Below are 22,811 nucleotides of genomic sequence, written 5' to 3'. Positions count from 1 at the left end.
CTGGTTCGAGTGATACGCCGTAGCGGCATCTTGCTGATGCCGCTACGGCGTATCACAAACTGGCGTAATGTAGAGGCGATTGGTCGACCCTTCATGGAGTTTGAGAGTTTCCCGCTGTATCGGCTCATCGATGATGAATCTCAGGACCTGATTGTTTTGGCGGAAGATGTCCGCGGGTTCTTTGGTGATCAAGAGGTACACCCTCCGGAAGTTACCTTCATTCGCGTTCACCAGATCGCGAATGCCAGGCGGAAGGTCGAGGATGCGAATCTCGAGGTCGTGAACTCTCAGGGGGTGAAGATTGGCGACTACTGCATCGGTCGGGTTGTCCGAATCGGCCGCCATGGCTTGGTGGAGAATTCTCCTTCGAATGCGACTTATCAGTTCCTTGGTGGCGTATGTGAATACTCTGCGGCGGGAGAAGTGTGGCGGCATTGGGCATCAAAGGTCGAGGGCGCGATGGATGAGTGGCTTCAGTGGCCGTCGCGCTACCATGAAACTTGGCTTCATGTTGTCCAGAATTCATGGTTCGCTTCTGGCAAGAAAGCCGCGAGCTACGGACTGGATGAAGTTGTTTATCTCGATGGGGCGAATATCTTCACGAAGTCGAGTTTCTACTGCGCCTTGGGAGAGGCGGTAAATGGCCCCAGGGGCTATTTTGGGTCGAACCTCGACGCTGTCGCAGATTGCCTATCTCCTGAGGGAACGGCTTCTCTGTCCAGTATTGTGTGGCGTAACTATCAGGCATCACGTGATCATCTAGGGGATGACTTTATGGAGTCGATCCATTCAGTCATGCGCGAGTTTCATGTGGAGGTCATTGCCCGGCAATGACAGGCCTCTGGCAGCATTCTCGCCAGCAGAAGGTGCGGTTGCAAATTTGATGCCCCGTCAGGTATGTCCTGGCGGGGCTTTTGCGTGGGGTGACGGCAGCAGTTGACGGCAACGTCAGCGGACGAGTGAGGCGCAGGGTGGCAGTTCGTCGCCGTTGGAGCGTGCTGTCTCGGTGGTCTCCCGGCCGACGAGCGCGCCGCCGAGGGCGTCGATGGCGTCACGCTGGAGGCGGAGTCTGACGTGGGCGTAGACGGTGGCGGTGACGCCGATGTGGGCGTGGCCGAGGAGTTCCTTGATCACGACGAGTTCGACGCCCTGTTCCAGGAGCAGCGTGGCCGTCGAGTGCCGGAGGTCATGAAAGCGGATGCGGCGGAGGCCGGCCTTGCGGAGAGCGTGGTGAAGGCGCGGGTGAGGTTGGTCGGGTCGATCGATCCGCCCTGCACCGTGGTGAACACATGCCCGCTGTGCTGCCACGCGGTGCCTGCGGCCTCACGCTCGCGCTTCTGCTGCTCGTGGCGGAGCTTCAGCGACTGGACGCAGCGAGTGGGGAGGGCGATGCGGCGCTCGGAGGCCCGGGTCTTGGTAGGCAATGTGATGAGTCCGCCCGTGCTGGTGCGCTGCAAAGTTCGGCGGATGGCAGCGGTACCGGTGTCGAGGTTGAGGTCTTCCCAACGGAGGCCGAGAAGTTCGCCCTTGCGGAGGCCGGTGTGGAGCGCGAGCTCGAACAGGGCATGCAGCCGGTGATCGTACGTGGCGCTGAGGAACTGGCGGGCTTCGTCTGCGGTGAGCGGTGCGAAGCGTCGGGGGCGGGGCGTGCCGGTGCGGACGTTGCGGGCGACGTTGCGAGGGATCTCCTCTTCTCTGACGGCGTGCTCCAGGGCGGATTTGAGGACGGAATGGAGGTAGGCCAGCGTCAGCGGGGAAAGCCGCTTGGAGCAGCAGGCTCCGGTGGCGCAGCAGCGGGGCTGGTCGCGGTCGGCGTCGAGGCGACGGGTGCAGCACTGGCAGGTGGTGCGGAGCTGGTTGAGCCAAGTGCGGACGTCCTTGGCGGTGAGCTTGCTGAGCTTCTTCTTGCCGAGGCCAGGGATGAGGTAGCGGTTGACGCAGGCGGTGTAGCGGGTGTGGGTGTTCTCGCGGAGATGGTGGACGGCGACGTTCTCCAGCCAGTACGTCAGGTACGTGGCCAGGCTGCCCTGCGCGGAGGGGGCGGGGAGGCCGCGGTTGCTGGCGGCGATCTTCTCGGTGAGCTTGGCGAGGGCTTCCTTGCGGGTGGTGCCGTAGACGCGGATGCGCTTGCGGGTGTTGCCGGGGGCGAGGACGTATCCGGCGGCCTCCCAGCGGCTGTCCTTGCGCTGGTAGACGGTTCCGTCGCCGTTGGCTCGGGCGCGGCGGGAGGCGGGGGTGTCGCGGGGTGTGGTGGTCATCAGGCGGCTTCCTGGTCGAGGCGGGTGCGGATGAAGTCGGCCAGCGCGTGGGCGGGGATGCGGCGGGCGCGGCCGAGGGTGATCGAGGCGAGCTGTCGGGTGCGGAGCAGGTCGTAGACGGCGGAGCGGCCGAGCTGGAGGAGTTCCATGACCTGGGGGACGGTGAGAAGTTCCGTGCCGGCGGTCACGCGACGGCCCCCGGCCGGACGGCACTGGTCAGCCGATCAGTGGAGTGACCGACCGAGTGACCGGCGCGGTCACTGGAGCGTTCCGAGCGCCGGGTTCGGGTCGGTTGCTCGGGTCGGGTCTGCCGCGTCGCGGCCAGGAGGTCGGCGAGGTGGGCGAGTTCGGGCAGGAGGCCGGTTCCGGCGTACTGCCAGTGGGAGATGACCAGCGTCGTATCCGAGTCCACGCGCTGACTGGCGGTATCGCGGTGACCTGTGGGGTGGCCGTGACCGGCGGTCAGGGCGGTGGGGTGACCGGCCCGGTCACCGACCGGGTGCCTGTCGGTGCGGTGGTCAGCGGTCGGCATGTCGGCTGCGGCGTCGAGTCGGCTGAGGCGCCAGGCGGTGCGTTCGGCTCGGAGGTGGGCGAGGGTGGTGGAGTAGTGGCGGGTGCGGGTGGAGAAGTGGCCTCGGAAGCCGAGCATGTGGGCCCATTGGCGCAGGCGGAGGTGGGCGTGCTGGGGTTGGGTGGCGAGGCGCCAGGCGGTGTGGATCAGGCGGCGGGCGTGGTCGGTGATGTCGTGGGTGGCGAGTTCGGCGAGGAGTCGGAGGCGGCGGTCGAGGGTGCCGGTGGTGGTCTCGGCGCCCTTGGTGGCGTACTTGGCGATGTAGGCGGCGACGTGCCGCTCGGTTACCGGGCTGTCACCGGTGAAGTCCGTGCTGCGGATCGCCCGGACGTCGATCTGCCGCCCGAACCGGAACACCAACGGCCCCGCCCGATCTGAGACTTGAGGCGGGGACGCGGGGATGTCCCCGGCGGGCTGCGGCTGCCTCGGCGGTTCGCCCTCGTGGTGGACGCGGGTGCGTGCGGCGGCGGCACGGACGGCGTGGTCGAGGAGTTGGGTGGTGGCCCAGGCGGGCGGGGTGCTGCCGGGGCCGGTGGATCCGTCGAGGCGGATGACGGCGTGGAAGTGGACCTGGCCGCGCTTCTGGTACTCGGCGACCTTCGCGTAGGAGAGGGTGGCGTGGTGGCGCAGGGTCCGCTGCGTCAGTCCGGCGGCCTTGGCGATCTCGCGGCGTAGGTGGGTGGTGAAGCGGGCCCACAGGGCCGGGGCGTGCGCGTTCCACAGGACCGCGCCTATGTAGTCGTAGTGCTCGGGGTTGAGCGGGGTGCCCAGCAGCCGGTCGTTGTCGGGGTGGGTGTGGCCGCAGTGGCAGCGGCCAGTGTCGGGCTGGTTGTGGACGGGGCCGAAGCCGGGGGCGGTGAGGGTGGCGAACACGCGCGGGTGCGCGGCCACGCTTGCCGGGACTGTTTTGCCGCCGCGGAGTCCGGCGGCGATGAGCTGGTAGGTGTCGTAGCGGTAGACGGTGGAGCAGGCGGGGCAGCGGGTGGCGCGGCGGTTGCCGCAGCGGACCAGCAGTTCGCCCGCCGGGAGTTGACCGGAGTCGAAGTGGTCGTGGATCTCGCCGGTGGCGGTGTCGAGTCGGGTGCGGTGCCCGGTCAGGCGGATCGGGTGCGCGCAGCCGCCGAGTCCGGTTATCTGCCGCGCGAGGGGGGCGAGGTGACCGGTGGCGGCGAGCTTCGCCAGCTTGGCGGTGAGCCGGGCGCGACGCTCCAGCGCCCGCCCTGCCGCCGCAGAGGCGGGGACATCCGCCGGGCAGGTCGGCGTTGTGAACGCCGACGACGGACGCGATGCGGCTGGAACGGTCGCGGGATACGGGAGCTGAAGCTGTGCGGGCATGCGGAGAATGGCCTTTCGGCGGGAGCGCGGAAGCGGTACGGCGCGGGTGACGCGGGCAGGTCGAAGTGATCGGCTCACAGGGGAACGGGGGCGCCTCGACGTTGGGCGCGGGGGCCGGACCAGTGGGGGCTTGGTCGGCGGGGCGCGGTGGTGATCACCGGGGGGTGCGTGACGTTAACACCGCCCCACGGGCGCATTCAAGTACATCCCTCCTCATTCCTTTCTGCGGGCGGCGGGACGCGGGTAGTGTGGGGCCGGTTTCCCGGTTTGGGCGGGCCGGAAATAGCTGATAGACGGCACGGAAGGCGGCGGGGTGGCGGGCGTAAAGGCGATGCGGCGCGGGCGCAGGCCGACGGGTGACGGGGTGCAGCTGACGTTCGAGGTCATCGCCGAGACCCTGCGGGAGCAGATTCGCTCCGGCGGGCTGCGGCCGGGTGACGCGCTGCCGACGCAGGCCGTGCTGATGCGGGAGTTCGGGGCCTCCAGCCTGACCGTGCAGAAGGCCATGACCCTGCTCAAGCAGGAGGGGTGGGCGGTCTCCCGTCCCGGCAAGGGCGCCTTCGTCGCTCACTACGACCACACCAAGGACGAAGGCCCGGGGGAGGCGAGCGCTCCTGCGGGCGGAACCACGGCCCGCGTTGAGGCATTGGAGCAGGCGCTGGCCGAGGCCGTCGAGCAGCTCGCCGAACTCCGTGCCCGTGTCGAGTCCCTCGAGACCAGCGACTGCTGACCCCCTTGCCGGATGAGGGCGGAGGGCGTGCGTTCAGATTTTCTCTACGAGGTTCAAGGCGGGACCCGCCCGCATTGGCTGACCGCCGTCGCCGACAAGCCCGCCGTTCGCTCGGGAGGCCAGCCGCCCCGGCAAGGGAACGGTCCAGGACTGCGAGAGCGGCAACCGGTCAGATTGCCGGGATGACCGGAACCGGGCTCCTGGCGGAGCAAGTTGTCGCCGACGACCGTCCTACGGCCGGATCGCAGGCACAGGGCCGACCAGGGGCCGACCCTTCCTGTCCGTCACCGGGCTCACCGAGGGTGGTGGCCGGCGTCGGCGGCCGGGCACCCGAGAGGCCGCCCGGCGGGCTCGTGCCGTCCCGGACGCCCATGCTTGCCGCATGGCGGGGGCCGTGACGATGGAGAAAGCTGGGCTGATGCCGGTGCGGGGTTGAGCGAGACACACATGGCGGGTGATCAGTCGGCACGCCCGCCGTCGTGGCTGACTTTCTGTGGCTGGGGCCAGAACCTCATGGCCATGGGCCCGGCACGTACGTGAGGGCCCGTCCCTGCCGGGGCTGACGAGGACGGGGGAGCCTCGATCGGCTGTGCCCGGCAGGGGCGGGGGTCGGGTGGGTCAGCGTGGTGCGGTGAGTGGGCCGGCGGGGCGGGTCACGTCTGCCGCCAGGTCCTCCAGGGCCGGGTGATGATCTCCCGGTAGGTGTGGTGGGACGGGTTGATGAGGCTTCGTGAAATTCCCCAGGGCTGCTCTTCGTTCCCCAGTCGGTTGCCGTGGGCGACGGGGGCCGGGGCCGCCCGCTCGTGGAGTGTGCGGGCCGTGCCGAGTGGTCAAGGGCGCCTTCGGCGGCGCTACGCGCTGAGCTTCGCTCACCCTGGACAACTCGCCCCGCCCCTGGACCTGGCTGGCTATCGGCCGGCCCCTCCCTTGTGGCGTCCGTCCGCAGGTCAGCGCGCCGGGGGTGGGGAATCTCGGTGAGCAGGTCTGTCCCATCCCTGAGCACGGGGTGGGGATATTCAACGAGCGTCATCAGGGTTCTGGCCGCAGTGCCGCAGCACCCAGTCCTGTGGTTCGGCGAAGTCCTTGCTTGCCGGTGAGGTCTCTCCGTCCACGGCGCACTGCATTGCGTACAGGACAGGCTCCGCGTCCGGTTCGCGGTCGGGCTGGAGAGTCCAGGTCTCGTAGCGCAGGACAGAGCGAGGGGTCACCGTCCCCACCTCCGATTGGCCACGGCCACCTTCGCGCTCAATTCCTCGCCCGGGGTCGGCGGACGTACATCCTCGGGCGGCACGTCCCACTCCCGGCCACCACACGGCGGCCGAAGCTGCACATACGTCCCCACATGCCCCATCACCACGCCGACCTTGCCGTTCCGCCGGTCGACCACCAGGGCGCCCACACCGGGCGAGGCAGTGTGCTCGACCGCGTCAGGGTTGCGGGCCGTCATCGTGACCACCCCGGCGAGGCGGACCGCGACCAGGCATCCAGTCGCAGGAAGGGAACACAAGTGGTCGCGCTCTTTCGCACGTTGACACTCCTCGACGGCGTGGACCGCGCCCCCGGGCGTATCGGTGCCACAGGGTCGACACCGATCCTCACGCCGGTCACCGGGACGAAGGAACCTCCACCAAACCCCACTCCGGGACGTCCCACACCATGTAGAACGTCCCTGGTGCCGTCCCGAGACTAAGGGGGAGACTCGTGCCGAACGAGAGACTACGAGCCGTCATGGCAGCCGGAGGCTGGACGTACGCCACCCTCGCCCACGAGGTCGAGATCGACCCCAAGTCGGTCGAACGCTGGGTGAACCTCGGGCGCACCCCACGCCGTGCCACAGCCCTCCAGGCGGCCAAAGCCCTGGGAGAAGACGTGCACGCACTCTGGCCGGCACTTCGCCAAGCCCGCCCCGCCCGCGCCATCAGCCCCGAACTGGTCGCGCTCTACGAGCAGCGGGCCGACATCCCCGTCTCGACGTTCACCCACCTGATGGCCTAGGCCCGGGAACAGATCGACATCCTCGTCTACGCGGCCGTCTTCCTCCACGAGGCATACCCCCGGCTGAACGAACTCCTCACCGAACGCGCCGCCGAAGGCTGCACCGTACGCATCGCGATCGGGGACGCCGACAGCGACACCGTCCAGGCCCGCGGCCAGGAGGAGCGGTTCGGCCACGGCATTGAATCCCGCTGCCGCCTCGCGCTCATGCACTACAGGCCACTCGCCTCCACACCCGGTATCGAAGTCCGCACCCACGGCACCACGCTCTACAACTCCCTCTACCGCGCCGACGACCAGCAACTCGTCAACGCACACGTCTGGGGCGTCAACGCCTACGCTGCCCCGGTGTGGCATCTTCGCCGCCACGAGGAGAGCGGCATGTTCGATACCTACGCAGAGAGCTTTAATGCCGTGTGGGCGACGGCAACCCCCGTACGATAGGAGGGCTGACCGTGGCCCGCACCGAGTATTACGACGATCCCACGGCACCCAAGCCGAACAGCATGGTCGTCGCCGCCTCCGCCGTCGTCACCGACGACCACGGCCGCATTCTCCTCCAGCGTCGCCGCGACAACGACCTGTGGGCACTGCCCGGCGGCGGCATGGACCTCACCGACTCCCTGCCCGGCACCGCCGTCCGAGAGGTCAGGGAAGAGACCGGCCTCGACGTCGAGATCACCGGCCTGGTCGGCACCTACACCGACCCGAAACACATCATCGCTTACACCGACGGCGAGGTCCGGCGACAGTTCAATGTCTGCTTCACCGCCCGCATCACCGGCGGCCAGCTGGAGATCTCTGACGAGTCCACAGAACTCCGGTTTGTACCGCCGGAAGAGATCCAGCAGTTGCCGATGCACCACACCCAACGGCTCAGGCTCCAGCACTTCCTGGAACAGTGCGAGAAGCCGTACCTGGGTTGAACCGTCTGACGGCAGTAGCTGACGGCAACAACCCCGCACAACCACGGACACCCACGCACGTCACCGGACCAGCAAACTGCGCTTGACCAGCGAAAAAGCAGGTCGAGGGGTTCGCGTAGCACACGTACTATGTGCTGGCGGGCGAGACGCCGGTACTCGTTCATAACAGCGACTGTGATGTTCCTGGCCGAGGACTTTGGCGGCTGACGAAGGAAGGCTCAACGAAACTCCTGAAGGGAGGTCCGTTCAAGACCACCTTCTACAAGAGTGCCTCGGACGGTACCTGGTGGACTCCGGACGTAACCGGCCACGGTGAATCGGCGTTCAAGGTGTATCGGGAGACCAGTAAGGGCCTCGAATGGATCTCGGATGCCGATAAATACGGCGACTACATGCCTGACAAGTGGAAGGGTGATACGGGGAAATTTATACCGAACAGCAATTTGCGGGGCGTCAAGAGATGATCGAGACTGCTGACGAGTTCGTACGGCTGTGCAACAGCTCAGATCCGCAGGAATGCCGCAGGGCGGCAGTTGAGGAGGTGCCCGCGCAGGTATGGATGGAGATTGTCGATCGATATCCGGAAGAACGGGTGGCAGTCGTCCAGAACAAGACGGTGCCATTGACTGTTCTGGAAATATTGATCGACGACCCTGATCCCCGCGTCCGCTTCATGGTTGCCATGAAGCGGAAACTGTCACCGGACCTTCTCGAGCGCCTCGCTCACGATGTGGACGAATCGATCAGAATGAGAGTCGCGCAGCACAGAAATACGTCGAGGGCGACATTGGAATCCCTTCGGCAGGACCCCTGGAGCGAAGTTCGCGCGGCTGTGGACGACCGACTAGGCGGCACTGGCAGCGATCTCCTTTGAGGTGAGTCGATCGGCCGAAGAGCCCCACCGAGTTGTGTTTCGGTGGGGCTCTTCACGGTTCGACGGCAACGTCAGCGGACGACGGCTGTGGTGGATGGGTCGTCGGGGAGGTCGGCGACCTCGCTGAGTGTGAGTCCTCCGTACCGGTGGGCAGCCAGAGCCCGATGCCCTGGAGCACCTGTGAATCTGCTCCGTGCAGTCCGGCTGCGAGGAACGGGACCATGAGGTCGGCACTGGCGTGGGCACCGTCCGGGGGGTTGACACCAGGATCTGGCTGCCGATGATCTTGGATCAGTCGGCGGTCGTCGCAGGGCCGCTCGACGGATACTGCGGTGGCCTGCGGGTGTCCCGATCACGCCCGTCCACCCGATCACGCCCGTCCACCCGATCGTGGCCGGGCACGCGCGTGGGCCCCGTTCCCGGTAGGAACGGGGCCCACGTCGACGTACCGGAAGGGACGTCAGAAGCGGCGCGTGATCAGTGCGCGCTTCACTTCCTGGATCGCCTTCGTGACCTCGATGCCGCGCGGGCAGGCGTCCGTGCAGTTGAACGTCGTGCGGCAGCGCCAGACGCCGTCGCGGTCGTTCAGGATCTCCAGGCGCTGCTCGCCCGCTTCGTCACGGCTGTCGAAGATGAAGCGGTGGGCGTTGACGATCGCGGCCGGGCCGAAGTACTGGCCGTCGTTCCAGAAGACCGGGCACGAGGACGTGCAGGCCGCGCAGAGAATGCACTTCGTCGTGTCGTCGAAGCGCTCGCGGTCCTCCGCCGTCTGGAAGCGTTCCCGCGTCGGCTCGTTGGTGTCCTTGGTGATCAGGAACGGCATGACGTCGCGGTACGCCTGGAAGAACGGCTCCATGTCGACCACGAGGTCCTTGAGGACCGTGAGGCCCTTGATGGCCTCGACCGTGATCGGCTTCTCGGGGTTGATGTCCTTGATCAGGGTCTTGCACGCGAGGCGGTTCTTGCCGTTGATCCGCATCGCGTCCGAGCCGCAGATGCCGTGGGCGCAGGAGCGGCGGAAGGTGAGCGTGCCGTCCAGGTCCCACTTGATCTTGTGGAGGGCGTCGAGGACACGCTCCTTGGGGTCGATCTCCAGCTGGAAGTCTTCCCAGGTCGCCTCGGCCGAGACCTCGGAGTTGAAGCGCCGGATGCGGAAGGTGACCGTGATGTACGGGGAGTCGGCGAAGCCGGGCTCGGGTGCGCCGGCCGCGTCCGCCTTGTCCAGGGTCGGGGTTGCCATCAGTACTTACGCTCCATCGGCTGGTAGCGGGTCTGGACGACCGGCTTGTAGTCGAGACGGATGGACTCGGTGCCGTCGTCGCCCACCTCGCGGTACGCCATGGTGTGGCGCATGAAGTTGACGTCGTCGCGGTTGGGGTAGTCCTCGCGGTAGTGACCGCCGCGGGACTCCTTGCGGGCGAGGGCCGACACCGCCATGACCTCGGCGAGGTCCAGGAGGTTGCCGAGCTCGATGGCCTCGAGCAGGTCCGTGTTGAACCGCTTGCCCTTGTCCTGGATCGAGACGTTCTTGTAGCGCTCGCGCAGCTCGGCGATCTTCTCCACGGCCGTCTTGATGGTCTGCTCCGTGCGGAACACCATGACGTTCGCGTCCATGGTCTCCTGGAGCTCCTTGCGCAGGGTCGCCACCCGCTCGGTGCCCGTGGCGGAGCGCAGCCGCTCGACCTGGCCGACCACCAGCTCCGCCGGGTTCTCCGGCAGCTCCACGAAGTCCGCCTTCTGCGAGTACTCCGCGGCCGCGATACCGGCCCGCTTGCCGAACACGTTGATGTCCAGCAGCGAGTTCGTGCCCAGACGGTTGGCGCCGTGCACCGACACGCACGCGACCTCGCCGGCCGCGTACAGGCCGGGGACGACCGTGGTGTTGTCGAGCAGGACCTCACCCTCGACGTTCGTCGGGATGCCGCCCATGGCGTAGTGCGCGGTGGGCTGGATCGGGATCGGGTCCGTGTAGGGCTCGATGCCGAGGTAGGTGCGCGCGAACTCCGTGATGTCGGGCAGCTTGGCGTCCAGCTGCTCCGGCGGGAGGTGCGTGAGGTCCAGGTAGACGTGGTCGCCCTCGGGGCCGCAGCCACGGCCCTCGCGGATCTCCGTGTAGATGGAGCGCGAGACGACGTCACGGGACGCGAGGTCCTTCATGACCGGCGCGTACTTCTCCATGAAGCGCTCGCCGTCCTTGTTGCGGAGGATGCCGCCCTCACCACGGGCGCCCTCCGTCAGCAGGATGCCCATGCGCCAGATGCCGGTCGGGTGGAACTGGAAGAACTCCATGTCCTCCAGCGGCAGGCCACGGCGGTAGACCGCGGCCTGGCCGTCACCGGTCAGGGTGTGCGCGTTCGACGTCACCTTGAAGAACTTGCCGCAGCCGCCGGACGCGTAGATCACGGCCTTCGCCTGGAAGACGTGGATCTCGCCGGTGGCCAGCTCGTAGGCGACCACACCCGCCGACCGCTTCACGCCGTCGACCTCGGTGATCAGCTGGTCGAGGACGTAGAACTCGTTGAAGAACTCCACGCCCTCCTTGACGCAGTTCTGGTAGAGCGTCTGGAGGATCATGTGGCCGGTGCGGTCGGCCGCGTAGCAGGAGCGGCGGACCGGGGCCTCGCCGTGGTTACGCGAGTGACCGCCGAAGCGGCGCTGGTCGATCGTGCCGTTCGGGGTGCGGTTGAACGGCAGGCCCATCTTCTCCAGGTCGAGGACCGAGTCGATGGCCTCCTTCGCCAGGATCTCGGCGGCGTCCTGGTCGACCAGGTAGTCACCGCCCTTGACCGTGTCGAAGGTGTGCCACTCCCAGTTGTCCTCCTCCACGTTGGCCAGCGCGGCGGCCATGCCGCCCTGCGCGGCGCCCGTGTGGGAGCGGGTGGGGTAGAGCTTGGTCAGCACGGCGGTGCGGCTGCGCTTCGTCGACTCGATGGCCGCGCGCATGCCCGCGCCGCCGGCGCCGACGATGACGGTGTCGTACTTGTGGATCTTCATGAGTGGTTGCCTCAGCCCCGTGCCTAGCGGATGTTCGGGTCGAAGGTGAAGATCACCAGCGTGCCCAGCAGGATGGTGAACACCGTGGCGGTGTAGAGCAGGCCCTTCAGCCACAGCCGGGTGTTCGCGCGCTCCGCGTAGTCGTTGATGACCGTGCGCAGGCCGTTGGCGCCGTGCAGCATCGCGAGCCAGAGCATCAGCAGGTCCCAGACCTGCCAGAACGGGGACGCCCAGCGGCCGGCCACGAAGGCGAAGCCGATCTTGGAGACGCCGCCGTCGAGCACCAGCTGGATCAGCAGGTGGCCGATGACCAGGACGACGAGCACGATGCCCGACAGCCGCATGAACAGCCACGCGGCCATCTCGAAGTTGCCCCGCGTGGACTTCGGGGACTTCTTGGTGCGCTTGCGCGGGGCCTCGATGAGGGGGGCCGGGTTGTCGACGCTGTAGAGGGACGCACCCTCGACGGGGCCGATGCCGGACGCGGCGGTCTCGGTGGAGACGGTGTTGTTTGACATGTGCGCGCGTCAGCTCCCGAACAGTTCACGGTAGGCGTGGCCGAGCACGGGGTAGATCGCCCCGATCATCAGCACGACCCACACGCCGACGACGCTCCAGAGCATCTGCTTCTGGTAGCGGGGGCCCTTCGACCAGAAGTCGACGGCGATGACGCGCAGGCCGTTGAGCGCGTGGAACAGGATGGCGGCGACGAGGCCGTACTCCAGGCACGCGACGAGCGGGGTCTTGTAGGTGGCTACGACCTTGTCGTAGTCCTCGGGGGAGACACGCACGAGCGCGGTGTCGAGCACGTGGACGAACAGGAAGAAGAAGATGAGGACGCCGGTGACTCGATGAGCCACCCAGGACCACATTCCTTCCCGGCCGCGGTACAGCGTTCCAGCCGGCACGGAAGAACCCTCCGGGAGCGGGGATTGGGGCCTGCCGGCTTCGGCGTCGGACGGGCCCGGCCGGGTACGGTCCACCGGCCCCCAGCATCGTAGCGATGCGCTGCCGCTCGGCTTAGCCGGGGCCTACGGGTGTGATCAAAGTGGCACGCGTATGGGTGAGGGGCGGCGGCTTCTGGGGTGGACTGTCCGGTTATCTGCCGGGTGCGGTGCCGTTGTGGCTGGTCGCGCCGTTCCCCGCGCCCCTCAGGAGCGTCATCAGCCGCTCCTTCGCGAGGCGCCGGAGTTCCTCCGCCGTCACCACCCGTTCCTCCTCGGGATCGTTTGCCAATCGTGACCGGATGCCCTCGAGGACCCGGTCCAGGGACTCCTCCGGAGCGACTCCGTCCAGGCAGATGACGAACACGTGTCCGAAGCGGTTCTCGTACGCCGCGTGTGCCGCGCCCAGGGCCATGTGGGCGGCCCCGTAGGTGTCGGCCGGCAGTGCCGGCAGCGTCTCGCCGGCCAGCGCCTCCGCCTGGTCTCCCGCAGTCAGGTCGTAGGCGGCCTCGTCCGACGCGGCGAGGAGGGAGTCGACGTCCGGGTAGGGGCGGTGGGCGGCGATGCGGGTGGCCCACCGGTGGCTGTGGAGGCAGGTGAGAAGGGTGCGCCGGATCTCGTCGGCGGGAATGGTGTTGAAGTGCTGCAACGGGGCAGTCGTGCCGGGCGTGTCCCGGGTCTGCTCGGGCAGCGACGGTATGGCCACTGGGCCAGGGAGATGTGTGGGCGTCACGTGGGGTTTCGGCAGAGGATGATGTGAGAGATGTGACGTCACGCTATCGAGAGCAGGCATGACATGTCTGAAGGATGCTCGAATTTCATCCGAACGGGAGAGTTTCAGAACGTGTGGTGGACGCTACCCGGATGTCACAGGGCCTAGGTTGACGCCGTGAGTCAGCGAAGGCGGAGTCAGCACAGGCGGAGTCAGCGCAGGCGCCCGACGTCGGCGCAGAGCGCGTTGAAGCAGACCTGGGTGCTGATCCTCGCGGTGGTGGTCGTGACGGTCGCGGCCGGGGTGAGCCTCGGGCTGCTGGCCTCGGACGGCGGCGACGGCGCACCCGTGGGATCGGCACAGGGACAGTCCTCGGCCGGAGCCGTGGAGGGCTCGTCGCCCACCGCCTCGAAGACCCCGAGCCCCACCCCCACGCGCTCCTACCCCCTGTCGCGGACGCCCCGCACCATTCCCGCGGTCCGCGCCCACACCCCGGCGCGCGGCCCCGGCTGGCAGCCGGAAAAGGGCCAGCGGGTCGTGGTCAGCGACGGCGACCTGGCCGACGAGGGGCGGCTGCTCGCCGGTGAGCTGGGGCTGACGTACGCGGGCGAGAAGGACGACGTGCGGGCCGGTGACGTACGGCTGGCGCTCAACGACGACGAGGGCGCTGACCCGGAGTCGTACTCCATGACCGTGCGCGGCGGGCGGGTGACCATCAGCGGCCCGGCCGACGCCGGGGTGTTCTACGGCACGCGCACGCTCAAGCAGGAGGTGCACGGCGGCGGTACGGCGCCGGAGGGTGTCGTGCGCGACGAGCCGGCCAAGCCGGTGCGCGGGCTCATGCTGGACATCGCGCGCAAGCACTTCACGGCGGGCTGGATCGAGGACCGGGTCCGGGAGCTCGGCGACCTGAAGTACAACCAGCTGGGGCTGCACTTCTCCGACGACCAGGGGTTCCGCATCGCGTCCGACTCCCATCCGGAGATCGTGTCCAGGGAGCATCTGACCAAGGCGCAGGTGAAGCGGATCGTCGACCTCGCCGCCAGCCGGCACATCACCGTGGTGCCCGAGATCGACTCGCCGGGGCACCTGGGCGCCGTGATCGCCGCCCACCCCGACCTCCAGCTGCGCAACGCGCAGGGCGTGGCGACCCGCGGAGCGGTCGACATCTCCGATCCGGACGCCGCCGAGATCGTCGACGACCTGCTGAACGAGTACGCCGACCTCTTCCCGGGCGGCCAGTGGCACCTCGGCGGCGACGAGTACCAGGCGCTGACGGTGTCCGACCCCGAGGCGTCCTTCCCCCAGCTCGCCCGCGCAGCCACCGAGGCCTACGGATCCGGCGCGGGAGTGGCCGACCTGACCACCGGCTGGCTCAACGACCGGGCCGACACCGTCCGCGCCCACGACAAGACCCCGCGCGCCTGGAACGACGGCTTCTTCGCCGGTACCTCCGTGCAGGCCGACAAGGACATCCAGGTCGCCTACTGGACGGGCAAGGAGATCGGGGCCCGGCTGCCGGCCGAGTACCTGAGCGCCGGCCGCAAGGTGATCAACTACAACGACGAGTTCCTCTACTACGTGCTCGGGCAGCCGCTGACCTTCGTCTACCCGACCGGGCAGCGGATCTACGAGCAGTGGACGCCGCTCGTGGTGCGCGGCACGCAGGCGGTGCCCGCGAAGTACGACGACCAGATCCTCGGCGGGTCCTTCGCGGTCTGGTGCGACCTGGCGAACTCCCAGACCGAGGCGCAGGTCGCGGCCGGGATCCGGATGCCGCTGCGGGCGACGGTCCAGAAGCTCTGGGACCCCGGGAAGCCCGAGCTGTCCTGGACGGAGTTCAAGGCGCTCGGCGACAGGCTGGACTGAGCAGGGGCACGCCACGGGGCGTGCCGGGGGCGGATTGTCCCGTCCGGCTGCGAACGGCAGTACGACTGTGGTGTATTCGGGCCGAGCCGCACCCATACGCACCGAGCAGCCGGGGGGAACCGGACATGGGTTACTGGGGATATTTCGTCGTGGGGCGCGGGGAGCGTCCGCTCACGGAGCTGGAGCCGTTGTCGGACGTCGGCGACATGACGCTGCTCACGTCGGCGCCCGGCGGGTGGCAGGTGTGGGAGTACCCGAGCGGTGACGGCGACGTGGGGAGCATGAACGCCCTCGCCGTCGGGACGGGCGCGCCCGCGCTCTTCGGGTACGTCATGGACAGCGCCGCCGTGGTCGTCGAGGCGGCGGCGCCGGAGAGCGGGACGTGGACGACCTGTCTGGGGCGGGCGGCCATGGCCACGTATCTCGGCGCCGGCCAGGAGGGGCCCGCCCTGGAGGACTACTTCCTGGAGCCCGGGGACGCCGCCCGACGGGCCGTCGCCTGGGCGGCGGAGGCGGGGCACGAGGTGGACGCCGGGCCGGTGATCGACGTGCTGACCGCCGACCCCGACCCCGAGGCGGGCGTGCCGGCCGAAAACCTGTTCTTCCGGTTCCTCGACCGGCTCGGCGCGGTGCCCCTGTGACACTCCCGGGCCGTCGCACGCAGTAAGGGGAAGTGCGGCCTCCGTAAGGGACGACCGCGTGGCGAGGGGGCGTGGGATGAGCCTGGTGGAACTGATCGCGCAGGCCGACGAGCGCGGACTGGCCGTCAGCGGGCTGGCTTGTTTGGATCGGTGTCTGCCCCTGCTGGGCGGCGACGAGGAGGTCCTGCGGCCGCTGTGGGCGGGGCTCGCGGACGGCGGTGACGTCGACGACTGGGGTGTCCGCATCGCCCAGGCGCGCGACAAGCTGGGCGACGCGGGGCCCGCGGAGGCCGCCGGTGACGAGGCCGCGCTGCTGGCCCGCCGGATGCTGGTCGCCGCCCCGGCCGAGCCCTCCGCGAGCGGGATACGGGTGTGGGCCGACGCCTGCTCCGTCGCCTCCCTGCACATCCACCGCCTGCTCGACCCCGCCGCCGCCCTGGCGTCCTCGGTCGACGCCCGCCGGGAAGGCCGTACGGAGGGTATGTCGCCCCTGGTCGCCGCCGAACTGCGCCGCCAGGTCACCGTCCTGGAACTGCTCGCCGGGCACGGCGCGGGCGGGGTGCGGCGGGCGCTGGACGTGTCGACGGAGGGGCGGCGGGTGCTGCGCGCGGTGGTGTCGCGGCGGGCGCGGGGGAAGGGCTGATCGCCGGGCTCTCGGGGGCGGGGTAAACCTCGATTCCTGGGAGAGTCCTGTGACCGTCGTGCGCCGGATGCGGCCGAGCTGGGGCGGTCCTGCGCCGGTCTGGGTTCGAGCCCGGATCCGCGTGACGAAACGCTGTCCGACCACGCTTTTCCTCGTGTGACGACTGTGACGACACATCAGGAACCCCGGCCCTCCGCCGCGACCCGGCCCGTGCGTTGGGCGGCCGACGTGGTGGCCACCCTGCGCGAGGGCGCGCGGCTGCGGCTCGACTACTCGGCGCAGAGCCTGTGGCGCGTCGACCGGATGATCGAGGAGATACGGCGGGAGGGAACGCCGCCCGCCGCCGTGGAGACGGTGCTGCGCGGGCTGGGCGCCTACGCCGGTGAGGTGATCGTCCGCCAGACCGGAGCCGAGTGGTGGGCTTCGGGCGGCGAGCACTGGATCCGCACCCCCGACGGCCGGCTGTGGGACCCGGTCGACGAGGCCCGCCGCTGCTTCGCCGGGGACGGGTCACTGCGCCTGCTGTGCCGGGACGCGACCGACGGGACGCGACGGCCGTAGCCGAACGCGACCGACGGCCGGGGGTGCGGGCCCGGTCGAGCGGCCGGGTTCTCGCACCACATCTGCGAGGCGGAGGTGAACAGTGATGTTTGTGAGGCCGCGGCCGCTTGGTCTACGGGGGGAGTGCCGAAGGCGGGAGCTCCCGAAGCCGGGCGAAGGGGTCCTGCATGGGCAAGGTCGGGGAACGAGTGCCGGGTGCGAGAGAGATGCGACCGTACGCGACGGACTTCGTCGCCCGCGTCACCGCCCGCACCAGGCTGCCGCTGGACTACTCCGTGGCCAGCCTGCGGGTCGTCGACTTCCTGATCGACGGGCTGCGCAAGGGCGGCGCCGACCACGAGCGGGCGCACGAGACGCTGCTCGGACTCGGGGCGTACGTCGGTGAGGTGCTGGTGCGCCGGGCGGGGGCGGTGTGGGTGGACCTCGACGTCCACCAGCGCGCGTACTTCGCGCAGCCGGTCGGCGTGCGCATGCCGGACGGACGGGTCTGGAACCCGCTCGGCAAGGTGCGCAACAGTTTCGACACCGGCGGTCCCGAGGAGTCGCTGCGCACCTTCTACCTGACCCTGCACGGACGGGCCCGGCGGGCCGTGGCCTGAGGTGCTCGCACAGCCGGGGTCGCCGACGGCGGCGGGGTGTGGGGGGACCGCCTGTGACACTTCGGCGAGGTCCGGCGCTGATCACCGTGGGGGACATGGGCAGGGGCGGCCTGATCCGCATCGTGCGGATCGGCCGCCGACCGGGTACGGACGAGGACGGTTCTTGGGCCAGGGAGGGGAACCCCGGCGGGTGCAGGCGTACGACGGGGAACTGGGCGCGGCCGTCGCGCGGGCCCAGCAGGGCGACGAGGCGGCCTTCGCGGTCGTCTACCGGCTGGTTCAGCCGGGGCTGCTCGGGTATGTGCGCGGACTCGTCGGTGACGACGCGGAGGACGTGGCGTCCGACGCCTGGCTGGAGATCTCCCGGGACCTCGGCCGGTTCAAGGGTGACGGGGCGGGGTTTCGGGGCTGGAGCGCGACCATCGCCCGGCACCGGGCCCTCGACCACCTGCGCCGCCAGAAGGTGCGGCCCCGGCCGTCGGTGCTCGAACAGGACGTCCTCGATCTGGCCGGCGGGCAGAGCACCCACGAGCAGGCCCTGGAGTCCATCTCCACGCGACACGCCCTCGAGCTGGTCCGGGGTCTGCCCCGCGACCAGGCGGAGGCGGTCCTGCTGCGGGTCGTCGTCGGTCTCGACGGCCCCGCCGCCGCCCGCGTGCTCGGGAAGCGGCCGGGCGCGGTGCGCACCGCCGCCTACCGGGGTCTGAAGCGGCTGGCCCGCCAGCTGGGCGACGAGGGCGCGGGCGAAGGTGTGACGGATGACGGCCCCCGGACGCTGGGGGAGTCGACATGACCGGCGACCGCGGCAGGGCGGCCGACGGCGACAGCACGGGCGGCGGCGACCGGACGCCGGGCGGGCCGCACAGGAACGGACACGGTATGGGTGAACGGCAGTACGGCAGCGGGGTCCCCGGCCGCCGACCCGTACGCCCCGACGGGCGGGCCACCGGCGACCGCGCGGCCGGCGTCGCCGCCCTGGAGGCCCTGCTCGCCGCCGCCCTCCGCAAGGGCACGGTCGGCACCGAGGCCGAGCAGCGGGCCGTGGCAGCCTTCCGGGCCGCCCGGGACGGGGGTGTGCACCGGGCCCGTACCCGGCGGCGGGACGACTGGCGGCCCCGGGAGCAGCGGCGCGCGGCGCGTTCGCTGAGGACCACCCTCTCGGTGCTCCTCGCGAGCCTCACCCTGGGCGGTGTCGCGGTCGCCGCGATCGGCTCGGCCGGGTCCTCCTCCGGTGGCCCCGGCGCAGACCGCGGCCGGGTCCGCGCCCCCGCGAGCGCCGATGCCGAGCCCGGCGGCCGGCCCTCGCCAACGGACTCCGGGCCCACGGACCGCCCGGCCACCGCGCAGGACACCGAGGCCCACTGCCGTGCGTACGAGCGCGTCCGGGGCCGGGGCAAGGCCCTCGACGCGACGGCGTGGCAGCGCCTGGTCACCGCCGCGGGCGGGGCGGCCGAGGTGGCCGCCTACTGCGCCGACCAGTCGGCGCGGACGGCGACGGCCGGGAGCAAGCCGGGGGAGCCGAAGGAGCCGAAGGAGCCGAAGGCGTCCCCGGAACCGAAGGCGTCACCGGAACCGAAGGCGTCGACCGAGTCCGACGAATCGGGCAAGGCGGCCAATGGGGATGAAGGGGTCGGCGGTAACCAGGGGCAGGCCGGCGAGGCCGGGGGGAAGAAGAACTAGCGGCCCGGCGTCACCACGAGCCCCGCGCGTTGCCGCCACGGCAACGGCCGGGGCCGCCACCCCCCACAGGAGAGGCCCCGGCCGTCGCGCGGCACGGGCCGCGCGGCGGCCCGTACTCCCTACAGCGCCACGAGTGCGTTTTCTGTCACACCCCATCGCCTTGGGTGCGATATCACGGGGTAGTTGCATCTTGTACGGACATGGACGAGCAGCGGTTTCAGGTCGTAACGTGCCTTTCGCGCCGGGCGCGGACATTGCACGATCACCGCGCCCATCGGCGGCCCTGAGCCGCGACCATCGACTGAGGAACCACTGGTGCTGGGGGACGACGCGGAGCTGACTGCGGCCGTGCTTGCGGCACAGGACGGGAACGAGACCGCGTTCCGGACTGTGTACCGCACGGTGCACCCGCGGCTGCTCGGGTACGTACGGACGCTGGTCGGCGATCCGGACGCCGAGGACGTCGCGTCCGAGGCCTGGCTGCAGATAGCCCGGGACCTGGACCGCTTCGCCGGTGACGCGGACCGCTTCCGTGGCTGGGCCGCCCGGATAGCCAGGAACCGTGCCCTTGACCACATCCGGATGCGCGGCCGCCGTCCCGCGGTCGGCGGTGACGAGACCGAGCTCACCGGCAGGCCCGCCGAGTCCGACACCGCCGGCGAGGCCATGGAGGCCCTGGCCACCGACACCACCCTGTCCCTCATCGCCCGGCTGCCGCAGGACCAGGCCGAGGCCGTCGTGCTCAGGGTGGTCGTGGGCCTGGACGCGAAGACCGCCGCCGAGACGCTCGGCAAGCGGCCGGGTGCCGTACGGACGGCCGCGCACCGCGGTCTGAAGCGGCTCGCCGAGCTCCTCGACGACGATCCGGAATCCGCGGGCGGGCTCGACGCCCTGCCGCCCCAGCGAGAACCGCGCGGACGCGCGGTGACGTCCGCGAGTGTGACGGATACGCGTGCGCGGACGCAGAGGGACATGTGATGGCCGACGAGCAGTACAGGTGGCTGGACCGCGAGACGGCGGAGCGTCTGTTGCGCGGGGAGTCCCTCGAAGCTGTCGACGCGGCCGACCGCGACCGGGCCGAACGGCTTGCCAAGACCCTCGGCGCGCTCTCCGCCGACCCCCCTCGGGCCGGTGCCGAACTCCCCGGTGAGGCCGCCGCGTTGGCCGCCTTCCGCAAGGCGCGCACCGACCGTGTCGACGACTGGGTCGGCGACCTGGCCGCCGACGGGGCCGACGAGGACGCCGGTGCGCGAACCGCCCTGGGCGACCGCTCCCGGGGCCGTTCCTCCGACGCCGGACTGGTCCGGATCGGCGGCCCGGACCCGGATGGCCCGCGCCCTCGCCGGGCCCGCCCGCTGCGCCTGGGACTGGTGGCCGCGCTGGCCGTCGGCATGGTCGGCGGGGTCGCCGTCGCGGCCGGAAGCGGAGCACTGCCGTTCGGCGAGGCCGAGCCGGATCCCGCCGCCTCCGTCTCCGCCGCGGTGACGTCGGAGCGCCCGTTCGTGACGCCCTCGCCGCAGGACCCGCAGGAGAAGACCACCCCCGACGGCGCCACCGGCGACACCGGGCAGGACTCACGTGACACGGCGGGCGGCGGCTCGGCCTCACCGGACGACGGCACGGGCAAGGGCACCGAGGGCCGGGAGGACCGCCCCGGCGGCACGTGGCACGGGGCCGCCTCGGCCTGCCGAGCCGTCCGTGACGGCCGGCAGCTGAGCACCGACCGCAGGCGCAGCCTGGAGGGCGCGGCCGGCGGCTCGACGAAGGTGTGGAAGTACTGCCAGGGCGTGCTCGCGAGGGGTGCCTCCGACGAGGACGCCAGGAGCGGCGGCGAAGGCGGCAAGAGCGGCCGGGGCGACAACGAAGTCAAGGACGACCAAGAGGACCGTGACGGCCGTAACGACCGTGACGACCGCGACGGCCGGGGCTCCGGAAGGGGCGACGACGGCGGCCGGGAGGACGGGGACGGTCGGGGCGACGCGTCCTCCGGCGGCAACGGTCACCACGCGAACGGCGACCTGGCGGGCCCGACGGCCAGTCCGGCACCAGACCCCACCTACAGCGCACTCTGATCGAGAAAGAAGCCGCTGACCTGCGGTTTTTCCAACCGGGCAGGATTTGGCGCAGATTCCTCTTCCGTGGGTGTGACGTTTTCGGTCGCTGCGGCGCAGTAATGAGTGAGCCGACTGGTCATCGGCCGTCGCACAGAGCCGGGGTTCCCCCCGTACTCACGGCTCGTGCACCTCGGCGCGGGCGGGACACGTTCCCCCGGTCCCGCCCGCGCCCCGCACGTCCCCTCCCGGTGTCTCACCAGTGGACGACCACCTTGTCGCCGTCGCGCACCTGCGTGAACAGGTCCGCGATCGCCGCCTCGTCCCGGACGTTGACGCAGCCGTGCGAGGCGCCGGCGTACCCCTGGGCCGCGAAGTCGGACGAGTAGTGGACCGCCTGGCCGCCGCTGAAGAACATCGCGTACGGCATCGGCGAGTCGTACAGCGTCGACACGTGGTGGCGGGACTTCCAGTAGACGCTGAAGACGCCCTCCCGGGTGGGCGTGCCCTGTGAACCGAATCGGACGGGCACGGTGGTGACCGTCCGTCCGTCGATCATCCAGCGCAGGGTCCGGCTGGTCTTGCTGATGCACAGCACGCGCCCGGTCATGCAGCGCGCGTCCGGCGGGTCGGCCGGCTGGCCGCCCATCAGGTAGAGGTCCCACTTGCCGGGCTCGTGCGTCATTCTCAGCAGCCGCTGCCAGGTGACGGTGTCGGTCTTCCCGGTTCTGGGCAGCCCGCGCTTGCCCTGAAAGCCCTTGACCGCCTGCTCGGTCAGCCCGTCGTACGACCCCGTCGGACCGTCGTACAACCACGCGACCTGCCGCAGCCGGGCCTGGAGCTCACGCACGTCCCCGCCGGTGTCGCCCTTGGACCAGAGAACGGGCGCCGAGCTCGGCTTGTCGTCCGTGGAGGAGTCCGAGGAGTCCGAGGAGTCCGAGGAGCCAGGGGGCCCGGGGGAGTCAGAGGGCCCGGCGGAGTCGGCGTCAGGGGAGTCCGGGGAGTTGCCGGTCGCCGAAGGGCTCTTGGACGGCAGCTCTATGCGCACCGGCCCGCGCTGCTTCCCGTCGCCGTCGCCGGCCTGCACGGTGCAGCCGCAGGCCGCCATCAGGGCCAGCAGCGTGGCGAACGATCTCCCCATGCCCGTAGTACGCATCGCGGACCCCCGTCGTCTCACCGCAGAGCATCGATCTCACCTGAGATGGTTGCCCCCGGATGACTGGTTGCGAACGGCGAGGCATGGTGGTGACCGAGACCCGACGCGGCTGTGAGCAAGCTCCCAGCGTGCTCCCCTCCAAGGGACGCGCGCCCGCCGCTACAGTCCGTCGGGGATCGGACCGTACCGGCTGGTAACCAGCGGTCAACTGCTCACGGGAGGCAACACACCATGGCGCGCGAGTCGGGCGGTGCCCGATCCACCGAGAGTGG

General features: G+C 70.0%; 25 protein-coding genes and 2 pseudogenes. 15 read left to right on the top strand and 12 right to left on the bottom strand.

Annotated elements, in window-relative coordinates; translation table 11 throughout:
* The first annotated feature begins 9 nt into the window (after positions 1–9).
* Complete coding sequence (locus AQJ84_RS41505; protein ID WP_078632264.1) at positions 10–834, top strand: barstar family protein; 825 nt, start codon at positions 10–12, stop codon at positions 832–834.
* 114 nt (positions 835–948) lie between these two features.
* Here the strand turns inward: AQJ84_RS41505 and AQJ84_RS30480 are convergent.
* The 3 genes and pseudogenes from AQJ84_RS30480 to AQJ84_RS30470 form a co-directional block, all read right to left on the bottom strand.
* Positions 949–2,258, bottom strand: a pseudogene (locus AQJ84_RS30480) (tyrosine-type recombinase/integrase).
* On the bottom strand, positions 2,258–2,446 hold the full coding sequence (locus AQJ84_RS30475; RefSeq protein WP_030043249.1) for a helix-turn-helix domain-containing protein: 189 nt from the start codon (positions 2,444–2,446) through the stop codon (positions 2,258–2,260). The pseudogene AQJ84_RS30480 and the gene AQJ84_RS30475 overlap by 1 nt, the downstream one beginning before the upstream one ends.
* Positions 2,443–4,164: a replication initiator gene (locus tag AQJ84_RS30470; protein ID WP_053192538.1), complete on the bottom strand. Its 1,722-nt coding sequence runs from the start codon at positions 4,162–4,164 to the stop codon at positions 2,443–2,445. The genes AQJ84_RS30475 and AQJ84_RS30470 overlap by 4 nt, the downstream gene beginning before the upstream one ends.
* A gap of 313 nt (positions 4,165–4,477) precedes the next feature.
* Between AQJ84_RS30470 and AQJ84_RS30465 the strand changes: the two genes are divergently transcribed.
* Positions 4,478–4,894: a winged helix-turn-helix domain-containing protein gene (locus AQJ84_RS30465; RefSeq protein ID WP_225877378.1), complete on the top strand. Its 417-nt coding sequence runs from the start codon at positions 4,478–4,480 to the stop codon at positions 4,892–4,894.
* 653 nt (positions 4,895–5,547) lie between these two features.
* On the opposite strand, the gene AQJ84_RS45270 is transcribed toward AQJ84_RS30465, so the two are convergent.
* The 3 genes from AQJ84_RS45270 to AQJ84_RS44415 form a co-directional block, all read right to left on the bottom strand.
* The gene (locus AQJ84_RS45270) at positions 5,548–5,631 is read right to left on the bottom strand and encodes a DUF7848 domain-containing protein (RefSeq protein WP_450370795.1); all 84 of its coding nucleotides are present in this window, start codon (positions 5,629–5,631) and stop codon (positions 5,548–5,550) included.
* Between the two features lie 279 nt (positions 5,632–5,910).
* Entirely contained in the window at positions 5,911–6,102 is a 192-nt protein-coding gene (locus tag AQJ84_RS30460; RefSeq protein WP_225877379.1) for a DUF7848 domain-containing protein, read from the bottom strand.
* A complete protein-coding gene (locus AQJ84_RS44415) occupies positions 6,099–6,341 on the bottom strand; it encodes a hypothetical protein (protein ID WP_404818005.1) in 243 nt (80 codons plus the stop codon). The genes AQJ84_RS30460 and AQJ84_RS44415 overlap by 4 nt, the downstream gene beginning before the upstream one ends.
* Positions 6,342–6,622: 281 nt before the next feature.
* Here AQJ84_RS44415 and AQJ84_RS30455 point away from each other — a divergent pair.
* The 4 genes and pseudogenes from AQJ84_RS30455 (at position 6,623) to AQJ84_RS30445 (ending at position 8,689) form a co-directional block, all read left to right on the top strand.
* Positions 6,623–7,333, top strand: a pseudogene (locus AQJ84_RS30455) (XRE family transcriptional regulator).
* An 11-nt stretch (positions 7,334–7,344) separates the two neighbouring features.
* Positions 7,345–7,815 (top strand): NUDIX hydrolase, encoded by a 471-nt coding sequence (locus tag AQJ84_RS30450; RefSeq protein ID WP_030043252.1) that lies wholly within the window; start codon positions 7,345–7,347, stop codon positions 7,813–7,815.
* A gap of 131 nt (positions 7,816–7,946) precedes the next feature.
* Positions 7,947–8,279, top strand: a complete 333-nt coding sequence (locus tag AQJ84_RS43230) for a hypothetical protein (protein ID WP_128092338.1) — start codon at positions 7,947–7,949, stop codon at positions 8,277–8,279.
* A complete protein-coding gene (locus AQJ84_RS30445; protein ID WP_030043253.1) occupies positions 8,276–8,689 on the top strand; it encodes a hypothetical protein in 414 nt (137 codons plus the stop codon). The genes AQJ84_RS43230 and AQJ84_RS30445 overlap by 4 nt, the downstream gene beginning before the upstream one ends.
* A 460-nt stretch (positions 8,690–9,149) precedes the next feature.
* On the opposite strand, the gene AQJ84_RS30440 is transcribed toward AQJ84_RS30445, so the two are convergent.
* The 5 genes from AQJ84_RS30440 to AQJ84_RS30420 all read right to left on the bottom strand — a co-directional run bounded on the left by AQJ84_RS30440 (position 9,150) and on the right by AQJ84_RS30420 (position 13,360).
* Positions 9,150–9,929, bottom strand: coding sequence for a succinate dehydrogenase iron-sulfur subunit (locus AQJ84_RS30440; RefSeq protein ID WP_030043254.1), 780 nt, complete (start codon positions 9,927–9,929; stop codon positions 9,150–9,152).
* Positions 9,929–11,683 (bottom strand): succinate dehydrogenase flavoprotein subunit, encoded by a 1,755-nt coding sequence (gene sdhA, locus AQJ84_RS30435; protein WP_030043255.1) that lies wholly within the window; start codon positions 11,681–11,683, stop codon positions 9,929–9,931. The genes AQJ84_RS30440 and sdhA overlap by 1 nt, the downstream gene beginning before the upstream one ends.
* A gap of 23 nt (positions 11,684–11,706) precedes the next feature.
* Positions 11,707–12,201: a succinate dehydrogenase hydrophobic membrane anchor subunit gene (locus tag AQJ84_RS30430; RefSeq protein ID WP_030043256.1), complete on the bottom strand. Its 495-nt coding sequence runs from the start codon at positions 12,199–12,201 to the stop codon at positions 11,707–11,709.
* A 9-nt stretch (positions 12,202–12,210) separates the two neighbouring features.
* Positions 12,211–12,591: a succinate dehydrogenase, cytochrome b556 subunit gene (sdhC, locus tag AQJ84_RS30425; RefSeq protein WP_078632266.1), complete on the bottom strand. Its 381-nt coding sequence runs from the start codon at positions 12,589–12,591 to the stop codon at positions 12,211–12,213.
* Positions 12,592–12,781: 190 nt separating this feature from the next.
* Positions 12,782–13,360, bottom strand: a complete 579-nt coding sequence (locus AQJ84_RS30420; protein ID WP_030043258.1) for a 2-oxo-4-hydroxy-4-carboxy-5-ureidoimidazoline decarboxylase — start codon at positions 13,358–13,360, stop codon at positions 12,782–12,784.
* Between the two features lie 225 nt (positions 13,361–13,585).
* Here AQJ84_RS30420 and AQJ84_RS30415 point away from each other — a divergent pair, with 225 nt between their 5' ends.
* The 9 genes from AQJ84_RS30415 to AQJ84_RS30375 all read left to right on the top strand — a co-directional run bounded on the left by AQJ84_RS30415 (position 13,586) and on the right by AQJ84_RS30375 (position 21,404).
* Positions 13,586–15,208 (top strand): beta-N-acetylhexosaminidase, encoded by a 1,623-nt coding sequence (locus AQJ84_RS30415; protein WP_225877380.1) that lies wholly within the window; start codon positions 13,586–13,588, stop codon positions 15,206–15,208.
* Between the two features lie 125 nt (positions 15,209–15,333).
* Positions 15,334–15,849: a hypothetical protein gene (locus tag AQJ84_RS30410; RefSeq protein WP_030043260.1), complete on the top strand. Its 516-nt coding sequence runs from the start codon at positions 15,334–15,336 to the stop codon at positions 15,847–15,849.
* A gap of 76 nt (positions 15,850–15,925) precedes the next feature.
* Complete coding sequence (locus tag AQJ84_RS30405) at positions 15,926–16,492, top strand: hypothetical protein (RefSeq protein WP_030043261.1); 567 nt, start codon at positions 15,926–15,928, stop codon at positions 16,490–16,492.
* A 165-nt stretch (positions 16,493–16,657) separates the two neighbouring features.
* Positions 16,658–17,053, top strand: a complete 396-nt coding sequence (locus tag AQJ84_RS30400) for a hypothetical protein (protein ID WP_079022730.1) — start codon at positions 16,658–16,660, stop codon at positions 17,051–17,053.
* A 167-nt stretch (positions 17,054–17,220) separates the two neighbouring features.
* Entirely contained in the window at positions 17,221–17,652 is a 432-nt protein-coding gene (locus AQJ84_RS30395) for a hypothetical protein (RefSeq protein ID WP_030045940.1), read from the top strand.
* Positions 17,653–17,815: 163 nt separating this feature from the next.
* On the top strand, positions 17,816–18,445 hold the full coding sequence (locus AQJ84_RS30390; RefSeq protein WP_030045939.1) for an RNA polymerase sigma factor: 630 nt from the start codon (positions 17,816–17,818) through the stop codon (positions 18,443–18,445).
* A complete protein-coding gene (locus AQJ84_RS30385; protein WP_107082803.1) occupies positions 18,442–19,332 on the top strand; it encodes a hypothetical protein in 891 nt (296 codons plus the stop codon). The genes AQJ84_RS30390 and AQJ84_RS30385 overlap by 4 nt, the downstream gene beginning before the upstream one ends.
* 315 nt (positions 19,333–19,647) lie before the next feature.
* The gene (locus AQJ84_RS30380; RefSeq protein ID WP_053192542.1) at positions 19,648–20,310 is read left to right on the top strand and encodes an RNA polymerase sigma factor; all 663 of its coding nucleotides are present in this window, start codon (positions 19,648–19,650) and stop codon (positions 20,308–20,310) included.
* Positions 20,310–21,404: a hypothetical protein gene (locus tag AQJ84_RS30375; RefSeq protein ID WP_030045934.1), complete on the top strand. Its 1,095-nt coding sequence runs from the start codon at positions 20,310–20,312 to the stop codon at positions 21,402–21,404. Before AQJ84_RS30380 ends, AQJ84_RS30375 begins: the two co-directional genes overlap by 1 nt.
* 235 nt (positions 21,405–21,639) lie before the next feature.
* Here the strand turns inward: AQJ84_RS30375 and AQJ84_RS30370 are convergent, their stop codons facing one another.
* A complete protein-coding gene (locus tag AQJ84_RS30370) occupies positions 21,640–22,524 on the bottom strand; it encodes a L,D-transpeptidase family protein (RefSeq protein ID WP_030045932.1) in 885 nt (294 codons plus the stop codon).
* Positions 22,525–22,811 lie beyond the last annotated feature (287 nt).

The sequence above is a fragment of the Streptomyces resistomycificus genome (assembly GCF_001514265.1).
GTDB classification, from domain to species: domain Bacteria; phylum Actinomycetota; class Actinomycetes; order Streptomycetales; family Streptomycetaceae; genus Streptomyces; species Streptomyces resistomycificus.
Note: the sequence above shows the minus strand (reverse complement) of the source record. Positions and strands in the feature narration are given on the sequence as shown.